This is a genomic window from Bacillus ndiopicus (genome assembly GCF_000612805.1).
Classification (GTDB): domain Bacteria; phylum Bacillota; class Bacilli; order Bacillales_A; family Planococcaceae; genus Metasolibacillus; species Metasolibacillus ndiopicus.
The window spans coordinates 260,961-273,168 of the sequence record NZ_HG964407.1; the positions used below are offsets into that span (position 1 = coordinate 260,961).

13 protein-coding genes and 1 pseudogene are annotated in these 12,208 nt (G+C 35.6%); 2 read left to right on the top strand and 12 right to left on the bottom strand.

Annotation, left to right across the window (positions count from 1 at the left end; all coding sequences use genetic code 11):
- Positions 1-775: 775 nt before the first annotated feature.
- The 7 genes from TY13_RS14615 to TY13_RS14645 form a co-directional block, all read right to left on the bottom strand.
- Positions 776-1,462 (bottom strand): ABC transporter permease, encoded by a 687-nt coding sequence (locus TY13_RS14615; RefSeq protein ID WP_042477538.1) that lies wholly within the window; start codon positions 1,460-1,462, stop codon positions 776-778.
- Entirely contained in the window at positions 1,462-2,394 is a 933-nt protein-coding gene (locus TY13_RS14620) for an osmoprotectant ABC transporter substrate-binding protein (RefSeq protein ID WP_326584124.1), read from the bottom strand. The genes TY13_RS14615 and TY13_RS14620 overlap by 1 nt, the downstream gene beginning before the upstream one ends.
- An 8-nt stretch (positions 2,395-2,402) precedes the next feature.
- Positions 2,403-3,038 carry an ABC transporter permease gene (locus tag TY13_RS14625; RefSeq protein WP_042477543.1) on the bottom strand — a complete coding sequence of 212 codons (636 nt, stop codon included), beginning with the start codon at positions 3,036-3,038 and terminating at the stop codon, positions 2,403-2,405.
- Positions 3,035-4,207, bottom strand: a complete 1,173-nt coding sequence (locus TY13_RS14630; protein ID WP_042477547.1) for a betaine/proline/choline family ABC transporter ATP-binding protein — start codon at positions 4,205-4,207, stop codon at positions 3,035-3,037. The genes TY13_RS14625 and TY13_RS14630 overlap by 4 nt, the downstream gene beginning before the upstream one ends.
- A 338-nt stretch (positions 4,208-4,545) precedes the next feature.
- The gene (locus TY13_RS14635) at positions 4,546-5,460 is read right to left on the bottom strand and encodes a sensor domain-containing diguanylate cyclase (protein ID WP_042477550.1); all 915 of its coding nucleotides are present in this window, start codon (positions 5,458-5,460) and stop codon (positions 4,546-4,548) included.
- Positions 5,453-6,085, bottom strand: coding sequence for a hypothetical protein (locus TY13_RS14640; protein ID WP_042477552.1), 633 nt, complete (start codon positions 6,083-6,085; stop codon positions 5,453-5,455). Before TY13_RS14640 ends, TY13_RS14635 begins: the two co-directional genes overlap by 8 nt.
- A 5-nt stretch (positions 6,086-6,090) precedes the next feature.
- Positions 6,091-6,450 (bottom strand): response regulator, encoded by a 360-nt coding sequence (locus tag TY13_RS14645; protein WP_042477555.1) that lies wholly within the window; start codon positions 6,448-6,450, stop codon positions 6,091-6,093.
- A 352-nt stretch (positions 6,451-6,802) separates the two neighbouring features.
- Here TY13_RS14645 and TY13_RS14650 point away from each other — a divergent pair, with 352 nt between their 5' ends.
- Positions 6,803-7,117: a MazG nucleotide pyrophosphohydrolase domain-containing protein gene (locus TY13_RS14650; protein ID WP_042477557.1), complete on the top strand. Its 315-nt coding sequence runs from the start codon at positions 6,803-6,805 to the stop codon at positions 7,115-7,117.
- 129 nt (positions 7,118-7,246) lie between these two features.
- On the opposite strand, the gene TY13_RS14655 is transcribed toward TY13_RS14650, so the two are convergent.
- The 3 genes from TY13_RS14655 to TY13_RS21335 form a co-directional block, all read right to left on the bottom strand.
- Positions 7,247-7,900: a DUF1801 domain-containing protein gene (locus TY13_RS14655; protein ID WP_074432968.1), complete on the bottom strand. Its 654-nt coding sequence runs from the start codon at positions 7,898-7,900 to the stop codon at positions 7,247-7,249.
- 66 nt (positions 7,901-7,966) lie between these two features.
- Complete coding sequence (locus TY13_RS14660; RefSeq protein ID WP_042477825.1) at positions 7,967-8,965, bottom strand: asparaginase; 999 nt, start codon at positions 8,963-8,965, stop codon at positions 7,967-7,969.
- A gap of 19 nt (positions 8,966-8,984) precedes the next feature.
- Entirely contained in the window at positions 8,985-9,128 is a 144-nt protein-coding gene (locus tag TY13_RS21335; RefSeq protein ID WP_407637739.1) for a DUF5694 domain-containing protein, read from the bottom strand.
- Positions 9,129-9,193: 65 nt separating this feature from the next.
- Here TY13_RS21335 and TY13_RS14665 point away from each other — a divergent pair, with 65 nt between their 5' ends.
- Entirely contained in the window at positions 9,194-9,631 is a 438-nt protein-coding gene (locus TY13_RS14665; RefSeq protein WP_042477560.1) for a carboxymuconolactone decarboxylase family protein, read from the top strand.
- A gap of 121 nt (positions 9,632-9,752) precedes the next feature.
- Here the strand turns inward: TY13_RS14665 and TY13_RS14670 are convergent.
- Together TY13_RS14670 and TY13_RS21435 are read right to left on the bottom strand one after the other, a co-directional pair.
- Positions 9,753-10,221, bottom strand: a pseudogene (locus tag TY13_RS14670) (DinB family protein).
- An 88-nt stretch (positions 10,222-10,309) separates the two neighbouring features.
- Positions 10,310-11,995: a methyl-accepting chemotaxis protein gene (locus TY13_RS21435; RefSeq protein ID WP_042477563.1), complete on the bottom strand. Its 1,686-nt coding sequence runs from the start codon at positions 11,993-11,995 to the stop codon at positions 10,310-10,312.
- Between the last annotated feature and the right edge of the window lie 213 nt (positions 11,996-12,208).

Genomic DNA, 12,208 nt, shown 5'->3' on the forward strand with positions numbered 1-12,208 from the left:
ATGAATTTTTCCATCATTGAAGAAAGGGTTCCGTTTGTTTTCCTATATTCGTATAGTTTCAGGCTTTTAAGGTAAATGGACATATTCACCGCTTTGCCCTACAAAGCGATTACTTCTAGTTCCTACTTCACAAAAACATTTTTCATTTCTTGATCCGAACCTCGATTGGTTTTATGATTTTGTACCAACCACTGTAAGACAGACATCTCCACCTTCCACTAGTAAGTGTTCACCATAATCACTGACATCGGCAGCCGTCCCCTAAAAGATCACGTTGAGTTGAATGAATCGAATCAAAAAATCACTCCGTTATTATTACAAATGTAGATTATTCTCAATATTTATTATGCCTTAAAAAATTTCACACCACAATATTCACTAACAAGCTCAAAACCCATTTGACGAAAAGTGAACCTTTCCCCCTTCTTTATCCGTATAATTAGCTAATAACTCAAGATTAAGGAGTGAGAAAGTTATGTGGTGGATTTTCGGTGTTCCCTTTTTCATTTTAGGCATTTCGAATAACAATTGGTCATTTGTTATAATTGGCATTGCGTTATCGGTTGTTTTTTATACTACTATGGATAAAAAGAAACAAAAAAAATAAACGCCATTTTGTTTCTCTTTCAACTAAACTCTACTTTTCAATGTTACAGAAACAACACAGGGATTTTGGAAGATGACACTGCCTCCCCTCCAAAATCCCATTATCAATGGATGCCTAAAACGGTGCAATATCCATACTTTTAGATCACTTATTATTCCACGTTTCACTTTAATAAGCCTTCTTCAACCGCTCCTGTCGCTTCATCGGATCAAGGCGGCGCTCTAGCCAACCAAGACCTACGTCAACAATTATAGCCATTAATGCTGTTGGAATAGCACCTGCTAAAATAATAGCCGTGCCGTCGGTCGCATTCGTTCCGCGAATAATAATATCCCCTAAGCCACCTGCACCAATAAAGGCTCCAATCGCTGTAATACCAATCGCGATAACAAGCGCAATACGTATACCTGTAATAATAATTGATAAAGCTAATGGGAGCTCAATCATATAAAGCATTTGCTGGCGAGTCATTCCCATTCCACGCCCAGCATCTGTTAGGCTTTTATCAATTGTCGTAATGCCTGTGTATGTGTTTTTAATAATTGGTAGTAAAGAGTATAGAAATACAGTAACAATTACTGTCGTTTTGCCCAATCCAAGTACTAGCATAATCATTGCCATTAACGCTAAGGCTGGAATCGTTTGAATAATATTTGCTAATGTGATAATAGGTCCTGCTAGCTTCATATTTTTAGCAATCAATATTCCAATTGGAATGCCGAAAAGAGTAGCGAGCAATACACCATATACTGAAATAAAAAAATGCGTCATAAATTGCTCTAACACATAAAATCCATTTTCCTGGAAATAATAGACGAACTGCTCAAATGTGCTTAGCTGGGATAAATCCTGCATTATTCCTCACCCTCTTCTTCGCTAAAATAGTTGTTTTCCACTAAGAAGTTTTTTGCTACGACTGCTGGCTCCAATAAATTATTATCACTCAAATAATTGAGCTCCTGCATTTGTGCAGTTGAAATTTTGCCAATTAGACGATCAATAACAGCCCCTAGCTCAGGCTTTGCCTCTAATATTTCATTCGTAGCAAGCGCACTTGTTTCGTAAGGCGGGAAGAAATGCAAATCATCCTCTAAAACCTTCAAATTGTACGAGGCAATACGCCCATCTGTTGTATAGCCTAGTACAACATCAACTTCGCCCGCCTGAACCGCATCATATACTAAGCCAATTTGCATGGGATATGTGCGATTAAAGTCAAAACCATATTCTTGCACAAATGCTTTATAGCCATCGCCTTCACGGTTTAGCCATGATGTATCAACGCCCGCTTCAATCTCATTGGCAATTGCAGCTAAGTCACTCACTTTATTTAAATTATATTTCTCAGCTGTTTCTTGAGAAACCATAAATGCATAGGTATTTTCAAAGCCATACGTATCGAAAAATTTTTGATTAAATTGCTCATCAAATGCTTTTTGCACATATTTTATTGCTTCTTTTGGATCTTTAATTGGTTCAGCCTTTAATGCACCTGTTAAATCCGTTCCTGTATAACGTGCCGCCGAAACATTTGCATCACCATTGACCATAGCTTGGTGAGCAACGGTACTTGAGCCTAGATTATTAATTAATTCCACTTCTTCGTCAGTATAATGTTCAATCATTTGCTTTAATATATGGCCCATAATTTGTGATTCAGTAGTAACCATTGTCGCTACTTTTATTTTCTCTGTGCTTTTCTTTTGTCCACCCGACAAAGAACAGCCAGTTAAAACCGTCAGCGCAAGCAATATACTACTGAAAACTGCTATCGTTTTTTTCATAATCTCACGCCTCATTTCTCTACTTTTAATCCTTTAGGTGTTACCCAAATTTCTAATTTTGATAAAATAAAATCGGTTAATAATGCTAAAACAGTAACGAGTACAGCCCCACCAATAATTAAATCTGTTTGATATAAATTCAAACCGTTAAACACAAAGTCACCCAACCCTCCGGCACCTATATAAGAAGCCAATGTAGCCCATGCAATAACGTAAACCGCGGATAATCTGATACCCGCCATAATAACAGGTATTGCCAAAGGAAGCTCCACCATCCATACTGATTGCATCTGCGTCATTCCCATACTAATACCAGCTTTTTTCAAATCACCATTTACAGATTTCATCCCTATAAATGTATTATTTAAAATTGGTAGTAGCGTATAAATAAATAGCGCAATGATAGCTGGTACTTTACCAACACCCAAAAAAGGAATCATTATCGCTAAAATAGCAAGTGAAGGTAAGGTTTGAAAAACGCTTGTAATTGCTAAAATGATTTTTGCTAGACGTGTCGTTTTAGATAGAACTACACCGAGCGGAATCGCAACAATAGCACCTAATAATAATGCAATAATTGAAATATAAAAATGCTCCCATGTTTTTAGTACAATATCACTTATATTTTGTGTGAAGAAATCAATCATACAGATTCCTCCTCAGTCGTTATATCGTTTACTAGTAGTGCGTTTTCTTCCTTTTCGTCTCCCCAAATTGTGTCGTAAATTGTATCAACAATGTTAGCTCGCGTAATAAGACCTATTAAGCGTTTATCATCATCTACAACAGGAATATTTTGGAGATTTCGTTTTAATATACGGCGTACAGAATCCTGCAGCTTCGTTCCCGTTTTCACATAAACTACTTCTCGTTGCATCACTTCATCGATGCTTTGGCGATTACGCTGTGGACCTGTAAAGCTTTCAACATTTAAAAAACCAATTAAACGTTTATCAGCGTCTGTTACAAATAAAGTATCCACACGTTTTGATACCATTAAACGAAGTGCTTCATCCAAGCTTTTTTCAATCGTAATTGAGATTGGGTTAATCATTACCTCATCTACAGTTTTTACACTTGGTTTATTTTGAATTAGGCGATGTGAGCCAATAAAGTCTCTCACAAAATCATTTGCGGGGTTGGATAAAATATTATCTGGGGTGTCAAATTGAACAACTTTACCATCATGCATAATACAAATGCGATCTGCTAATTTAATTGCTTCATCCATATCGTGCGTAACAAAAATCACTGTTTTGCCAAGACGAACTTGTAAATCTTTCATTAAGTCTTGCAAGGTGTCACGTGTTATTGGGTCAAGTGCACCAAATGGCTCATCCATTAAAATGATATCTTGGTTTGCCGCTAAAGCGCGCACAACACCAATACGTTGCTGTTGCCCACCTGATAGCTGTGCGGGGTACATATCTAAATAAGAGGTAGGTAAATTAACAAGCTCAATTAAACGCTCAGCGACTTTATTTTTTTCTTCCTTATCCCATTTCAAAAGCTTTGGAACGAGCGTAATATTGTCGCGTATTGTCATATGAGGCATTAATCCGATTTGCTGAATAACATAACCAATTTGCCTACGTAACTGAACAGGATTCATTTTTGATAAGTCTGTTCCATCCAACAAAATCTTCCCGCTGGTCGGCTCTACCATGCGATTAATCATTCTTAGTGCAGTCGTTTTCCCACTTCCACTCGTTCCGATAAATGCTATAAACTCACCTTTTTCGATATCAATCGTTAAATTATCTACGGCTTTTTTGCCACCACGGTATGTTTTTGTCAAATTTTGAATTGAAAGCATATAATCACACTCCTTCATAAAATCACTAATTGCATCTATTTATGCCCATATTTCATAATAAAAACGCAATCATTTACCAAATTAACTCTACCAAAGTGACAACTTCATTTATTTTATAAGTTGTTTGTTTTAATATTATAGATTAAATGTCTTTAATGAGCAAATTTTCATCTATTATTAATCTCAGTAAAACTGATAGTATCCGTTATATACCACATTATTAGAGGTCTGTTGGAACAAAACATCTACCAAATTAAAAAACAAAGAAACCGATGAAATTTTACAAAATGTAAAATTTCATCGGTTTCCATAAGAAGTCAGTTATATCCTAGCCTTCCTCAATTATACCCATCATTATTTATCTTTTGCTTGTGTAAATACATTTGACGGTCAGCTATGTTTAACAGTTGCTTAACAGTCACCCCATCTTGTGGGAAACTGGCATAACCAATACTTGTCGAGATTGAAACAGATTGGTTTTCAACAATAAATGGCTCTGACAATAGCTCATGAATTTTTGCTATTTGCTTCTTGTGTTGTTCTATAGAGGATATATTCTCAACTAGCAGTACGAATTCATCCCCACCAAGACGAGCAAAAACAGATTGATCATCTGTTAATCGTATGCACCGCTCAGCTACCAATTGCAATAATCGATCTCCCTGTGTATGACCAAAGCAATCGTTAACCGATTTAAATCCATTTAAGTCCAAGAAAAATAACGTAAATACAGCATCTTCTTGCCTAGTTAGATTTTCTATTCGATCTAAAATAAATTTTCTGTTTGGTAAATTCGTTAAGCTATCATAGAAAGCATAACGCTCTAAGCTTTTTGTAAATCCTATTGAATTTTGCAAAGACTTATTCAGCTTGTGAATCCGCTCATAATGATTTGTAACATCGTGAATTTCTAACATCACGTATATTTCATTATCTAATTCAATATGTCTTATTAACATATTTTGTCGTAATTTTTTTGTATTTTCAAAATGAAAATCTACAAAATATCCATGCATCGCGGCTGAACAAAAATTTTTTTGTTTATTCCAAAGTGCCTTTTCGAACATTTGAATATATATATTTCTATTTAACCGTGGAATAACCTGTGTCACGTGTAGGCCTTCAACATCGCTCTTATTTTGACCTGTATATTTCTCTAACCAGTTATTCCATAATTGAATATTCAGTTGCTCGTCTAGCAAAACTATCCCATTGTCTAACTGATTAATAATAGTTAAATATAAATTATTCATCTACGTCCCTACTAATCTCATCCACTTTTTGTATTAAAAACTCTATAGACTCTAATGAGAATTTAATTAAAATGAGGCCAATTACTTCGGATTCATCAACACTGAAGTTTACATATAGTAATAATATGTTACTTTCTTGTGAGTTGAAAAATGTTTTGCTAAATTCCCCTTGTTCGTGCAAAACAACTTGCGGCACATCGTAATCTAACTTCATTTCAAGAAGGCTTCCCATTCCTCCCATTATTGCATTCAATATAATATTACCTATTTCTTTCACTACATCAAAATCCTCATCGCTAAAAGAGGATTCTTCTGCTTCCATTGCATATTCCTCGCCTAAGCAAAGTGCAGTCACATATTTAATTTGCTCAGTAGGAAAAATAAACTCAGCTCTTCCCGAGAAAACATTACCGAATTTTAAAGAAGTAGATAAAATCGTTCCATTTAAAATCGGAATTAAATTATCTTTATCTATGAAATCCAAGTCCCTAATCGATAATAACTCTACTTCTGGAACAGATAAAAAAATTCTTTTTTGAAGAATTTCTGACAGCAAGTTAGCAGCTTCACCAACAAATACATTGTACATTTCTTTTAATATATCTTCTTGCGTAGTTGTAAGCATGGAGTTCACCCTTCTATCAATAGCTTGATTTCCTCAAGCTTGTCAACATTTATTGGCTTGTTAATAAATGTTAACGCTCCAGCAGCTAAAGCCTCTTCACGAACCGTTAATTGCACATCTGCTGAAAGTACAATAATTTTAGCATCCGGGAATTTCTTAATAAGCTGAACAATCGCTTCTTGTCCAGTCATATTCGGCATTAACAAATCCATAAATACCAAATCAGGTAAAAAAGTCCCGTATTTTTCTATACATTCCACACCATCGTCCGCAGTTTCATAAACAGCGTCTGGATATATTGACCTTAATGTTTTTATAGTTATTTTTTGAGAAAATGCAGAATCATCAACAACAAGTATTTTCATAAAATTCCCCTTCTCTTATATACTTATTGTTTAATGATAACACATCTATTAGTCATTTTAAATCATGCAAATATAACATTAACAAAAGCGTCATTATTTTATAGGAAATAAAGACTATAAAATAGAACCTTCACAAGACCTTATTACTCATCACACAAAAATGTATTTAGTATTAAATATCAATAATATATCCAATTCTTTCAATGGTCAGCGGACTATTATTTCTATCAAAATCCAAATTCGTTTTACAGGATTCATTGAGCCTTGTATTATCCATATATCTAAATAGAACACTTTACCTATTTCCTATATGTTATGATATAAAATAGCATGTAAGTGTAGGAGGGTTTTTATGAATATTTTTGAGTATCAGCAATGGATTACAGAGTTTTATAAAAATCGAAATTGGTATGAATTAAGCCCATTTATTCGAGTGAATTTTTTAACAGAGGAGGTTGGTGAGGTTTCAAGAGCCATTCGTACAATTGAGATCGGGCGTGATCGTCCAGATGAAACAGCTATAACAAAGGACGATCAAATCAACAATTTAAAAGAAGAGCTTGGAGATGTCCTTGATAATCTTTTCATTTTAGCTGACAAATATGACATCGATTTAACAGAAATTATGATTAGCCATAAAGAAAAGCTGATGAATCGCTATAAATAGAAGGAATTGGCGCGCCAATCCCTTCTATTTTGCCGAAAACGGGGGTTATTCCACGTTTTCGGGGATTTATTCTACGTTCCCCACTGTTTATTCTACGTTTTTTGAAGTTTATTCTACGTTTTCAGCTATTTATTCTACGTTCTTATGTGAACCATCGCAATTAGGCATGCGCTTGGAAAATCCACAAACACAATCCTTTAAACCTTTGCCATTTAAAATTCGCGGCATATTTTTTTCAATGCGTGCTGTTCGTGTTTCCGATTTTTTAGCCTGTCCAATATGCATGATATATTCACGCTGTCTGCCTGGCGTCAATGTCTCGAACGCCTCTTGAAAGGCAGCATTCTCAGAGAATTTACTTTGCAACTCCTCTGGAATTTCGATTTCCGTCTCCCTTTTCACTTCAACTTTTAAGCCTGCTTTTTCGACTTCAATCGCTTTAGTGATATATTCCTTGATAACTGGTTCTAACTCTAATATTTCTTGCAAATTTTTAAAGCGAATTTGGCGAGCTGCCTGCACTTTCTCTGTTTGCTGTACTAAAATGCCCTTTGGATCTGACAATAATGCCCCTTTATGAAATAGCAGTGCACAATATTCTTTGAAGCCGTGCATAAGTACAACATTTTTATTTTGCAATGTATAACAAGGATGCATCCACTTGAAATCCTCTGTTAAACCACTATCTAATACGATTCTCCTCAATGCTTGAAATTCTTCTTTCCATGTCGTCGCATTACTTAAAAACTCATCTACCTTTGGATTTAGCTTACTTTCCATCATTTTTAACACCTCATTACTCTTTAAATATTGAATCCTGGAAATACTTTTTCTAAATAATTATACATCTTATATTTTAAATACTTCATGAATCGCCCCTACCTCGATACCTCCATCACTTTTAATAATGCTTGGTCTAAGTGCTCGAACTCTTTCGATTGTCGCTTTATTGGCATAATCAATTTGCTCTAAAATCGAAGCAATGACATTCGGCCAAACATCTTCAGAGCCATCTAATATTTTTAATGCAAAGCCTAAGCGCTCCTTTTTCAAGCCAAGGCAATAGACGCCTTTCGCCCCGCCCTTCGCTACAATATTGCGGTCCTCTAGTAATGCTGAACAAATAAAATGTTCAGAGGCAACGATATTAAATTCATTGTTCATAATATTTGTCATGCGCTCCACAGCTTCCCTTAGCTCCACATCCTCAATTAAATCTGGGCACGCTAATTTCAAGCTAACAATCGCCATATTATGTAATGGGATAGCGAAAACTGGGACACCACATCCATCTATTCCTACATGAATTTCAGAAAGTGGCGTTTCCGATAAATACGATAGGATTTGCAAAATTTGTCGCTGGAGTGGATGCTCCACTTTCCAATAGCCATCTATAGATAATCCTAGTTCCCGACATGTTGCAATAAAGCCCATGTGTTTACCTGCACAATTATGATAAAGCCTTCTTTTTTCAATATTCCGACGAATCATTTCATCCCTAGGCACTGCATTTAAAGAATGAGCTGGAGGACAAAATAGGGAGCTTTCCTCAATATTTAACTTCTCCTGCATCGATTCTAATGCTTCAATATGATATGTTTCACCACGCTGTGATGCTGTCAATAAAGCAGCCTCTTTATCTGATAAGCCATACTTAAAATCAATTTTTGCTAAAAAAGCTGGCAAAGCTTGAATTGGTTTCGATGCAGAACGGAAATAGGTTTTATGCTGTATATCACCAACTCGATAAATTGCCTCTTTCCTATCATTCACACCACAAATAACCCCTGCATAAACATTTTCCAACAAATTCGCTCTCGTTTCCTCTACTAGCGTTTTGTATTGCATCATTTTACATGCCCCCGTTTTATTTCAAATAGGATAAAGTGTCTACTACTTCACAAGTCCCACTTTCTTCAAGAAACTTAGTTACAATAGAAATATGTGAAGCACCCACTATAAAAATAATTCGCTCCTCTGTTGTCGAGTTAAATTCGCAAGAGGGTATAATACACTTTTAAAGATACTAAAAGTATAATTGAATTAGCTGTACAATTAAACTAGGAGGGATTTAAAATGGCAAAACGTATGAATTACTACGAAATAGCACCTGAGGCAATGAAGCTGATGATTGAAACAGAAAAGTATATAAATAAAAGCAGCATTAACAAAAAGCTTGGGGAGCTTCTTAAAGTCCGTGCTTCCCAAATAAATGGCTGTGCGTATTGTATTAATGTTCATACTGCTGATGCGAAAAAGCTTGGCGAAACGGAGCAACGTCTTTATTGTCTAAACGCTTGGAGAGATTGTGTATTTTATTCAGAGGAAGAAAAAGCAGCTTTAGAGTTAACCGAGCATATTACTCAAATCGCAGATAAACGTGTGCCAGATGAATTGTATGAGAAGGTGCGTAAATATTTCACAGAGAAGGAATATATAGATTTAGTTATAATAATTAATCAAATCAACAGTTGGAACCGTATTTCAATTGCGATGGGAAATGTAGCTGAGTAAATTTAAATTCTTAATGGGCGCAAGAAATCTCTTTTAAAAAAGTTGATTTCTTGCGTCACCCTAGATCTGTTTAGGAGAACTTTGTCTCAGCCATTTTTCATTAATCTCACCTTAAATTTCTTTAATAGGAATAGATAGAATTCAATTTTCTCCCAACAAAATGAGTTGGTACAGGTGCTAGTCCTAATTCTCTTGCCCAAACAGAAAACTGACCAATATGATGGATTTCATGTATAATTACATGATTTATTATTTCCTCAGCAATATATTCAACGCCATCCCAAGGAATTAGAATCGCTTTTTCTTGCCATTCCACTAAATTCGTTGTTAGAAATTGAGCAATTTCTTTTCGATATTTATCTGACAAAGATTTAACCTGCGCAAGTTTCGAATAGTCAGCCTACAATATCCTCTTTCCCTTGAATAGCACGAAGCCAGCTATATTCGACATCAATAATATGAAAAAGAGTATATAGAATACTTCCTACTCCCCCTGTTCTCTCTTTCCATAATTCATCGTTTGACAACTGATTACACCACTCAAACCACTCATCTCTTACTTGCCAATTATATTCAAAAAGCTTAACCATTGTACAACCTCCAACACATAATTTTCTAAAAAATGAGGGTTGTTCAGCAAAGAACAACCCTTTAGATAATCAAAATATCACCATTTACTTAAACTCTAAACTTCTGAATTTGCTCTTGTAAATCCTGTGCATTGTCGCTTAAATTCACAGCTACACTACTTATTTCATCCATTGTAGCAGCCTGCTCTTGCATTGCTGCAACGACCATATCAATATCAGTAGCTGACTCTACTACACCTGTAGCGATTTCATTGACAGATGCTGATACTTGCTCTGCACTTGCCGATAATTGCTCTGAAGTAGCAGAAATGTCTTCGATTTGTTCAGTCATATGTGTTACTGCTTCATCAATTGCATGGAATGCTTGTCCCGCCTGTCCAATAATTTCAACTCCATCTTTAACCGATAGAAGTGAATGATTTACAGCATCTTCTACACTTCCTGTGTCCGCTTGGATTTCTGTTGTTAGCGTAACAATTGTATTCGCTGAGCTTTTTGATTCCTCTGCTAGTTTACGTACTTCATCCGCTACAACTGCGAAGCCTTTGCCATGCTCCCCTGCACGTGCAGCCTCTATTGCTGCGTTTAGTGCAAGTAAATTTGTTTGATCTGTAATGTCTGTTATTACCTTTGTCATTTGACTAATTTCTTCAGTTTGCTTCGCTAGCTTTTGTACAAGTTCATTCACTTGTGTTGTGGAGCTGTTAATCATCTCCATTTGCTGCTTCGCCTTATTAATAATGACGCTACCGTTCGTAGCTGTTGCACTCGCTTCTACAGAGCTTGTTTGCAAGTCTTGTGCAGCCTCGGCAATACGCTGTACACCAACAGCTGTTTCTTCCATTGCTCTTGCACTTTCATTTGCTGCACTAGAGGCTATTCTCGTTATTTCAGCAGTATTAGCTGCACGATTTGTTACATCTGCTGTCGTTGCAGTCACCTGTTCTGTACTAGCTGATAACTGCTCTGCAGCTGCGCTTAATTGTTCCGAGTTAGACTGAACATTCCCAAGCAAGCTTTTCAAATTACTCTTCATCAAGTTGAATGCCGTTGCAAGCTGTCCAATTTCATCCTTCGTTTGTACGGGGATATCTGGCTTAGTTAAGTCCCCTTGGGCAATAACATTTGTTGATTCAACAATACGAACTAACGGTTTTGTAATTGCTCGTTTTACAAAAACAACAAGACCAATACCGATTAACACTGCGATAATAACTAAAATAGCTGATGAAGCTTTTGCAATTGTAATCGCTTTTGCAGATTTCTCCCCAATATCATTCAAGTTTTCTTCTTGATATACTAGCATTTGATTTGCAATGCTTAAAATTTCCGTGTTTATTGCTTCCAATTCATTATTGACAATATCTTGTGCTTTACTAATATGACGCCCTTTTATAGCATCTAAAAACTCTTCAGATACAGCGTTAAATTGAGCAACTTTATCTTTCATATTTGTGTGATGACCAAGCATCGTTTCTGAAGTTACTAAGCCCCCCAGTTCATTTAACTTTGCTTGTAACAATTCTTGATTTTCAACAAAATTCTCTTCATTTTCCTTCGAAGCTTTTAATGCTATAGCACGCACATAAGCACCTTGTGCAGCTATACCAAAACGAATATCATCTACAATACGAATTTGAGTCACTCGATTATCGAGCGCCTCGTCCATTTTGTTACCGATATTATTGAAATTTATTAACCCTGACACTACTATAATAAAAAGTAAAAAAATTATTGAAAAGAATACTAGATTTAACTTCTTACCAATGCCCATTTCCATCCTCCCCCATAGCATTAACTTTTTACATTATGCCAATCCTCATTATGTAGTGCAATAATGCATTGGTATGAGAAGGCTCAATATATGTACACAGTTTAATTATTATAGACCCATTCAATGGAATTATTTTGTATAATATAAGGCTTCTATTACTAATACACAAAGAAATATTACTTGTTCGTCTAATCGATATTCATTTTTAATATC

Bases quoted from the DNA above. Each gene is read 5' to 3' on its own strand.
- TY13_RS14655 (WP_074432968.1), bottom strand. From the start codon at position 7,900: ATGATGGAAAGTAAGCTAAATCCAAAGGTAGATGAGTTTTTAAGTAAT.
- TY13_RS14615 (WP_042477538.1), bottom strand. From the start codon at position 1,462: ATGCAGGATTTATCCCAGCTAAGCACATTTGAGCAGTTCGTCTATTAT.
- TY13_RS14630 (WP_042477547.1), bottom strand. From the start codon at position 4,207: ATGCTTTCAATTCAAAATTTGACAAAAACATACCGTGGTGGCAAAAAA.
- TY13_RS14660 (WP_042477825.1), bottom strand. From the start codon at position 8,965: ATGCAATACAAAACGCTAGTAGAGGAAACGAGAGCGAATTTGTTGGAA.
- TY13_RS14635 (WP_042477550.1), bottom strand. From the start codon at position 5,460: ATGAATAATTTATATTTAACTATTATTAATCAGTTAGACAATGGGATA.
- TY13_RS14650 (WP_042477557.1), top strand. From the start codon at position 6,803: ATGAATATTTTTGAGTATCAGCAATGGATTACAGAGTTTTATAAAAAT.
- TY13_RS14645 (WP_042477555.1), bottom strand. From the start codon at position 6,450: ATGAAAATACTTGTTGTTGATGATTCTGCATTTTCTCAAAAAATAACT.
- TY13_RS21435 (WP_042477563.1), bottom strand. From the start codon at position 11,995: ATGGGCATTGGTAAGAAGTTAAATCTAGTATTCTTTTCAATAATTTTT.
- TY13_RS14665 (WP_042477560.1), top strand. From the start codon at position 9,194: ATGGCAAAACGTATGAATTACTACGAAATAGCACCTGAGGCAATGAAG.
- TY13_RS14640 (WP_042477552.1), bottom strand. From the start codon at position 6,085: ATGCTTACAACTACGCAAGAAGATATATTAAAAGAAATGTACAATGTA.
- TY13_RS14625 (WP_042477543.1), bottom strand. From the start codon at position 3,038: ATGATTGATTTCTTCACACAAAATATAAGTGATATTGTACTAAAAACA.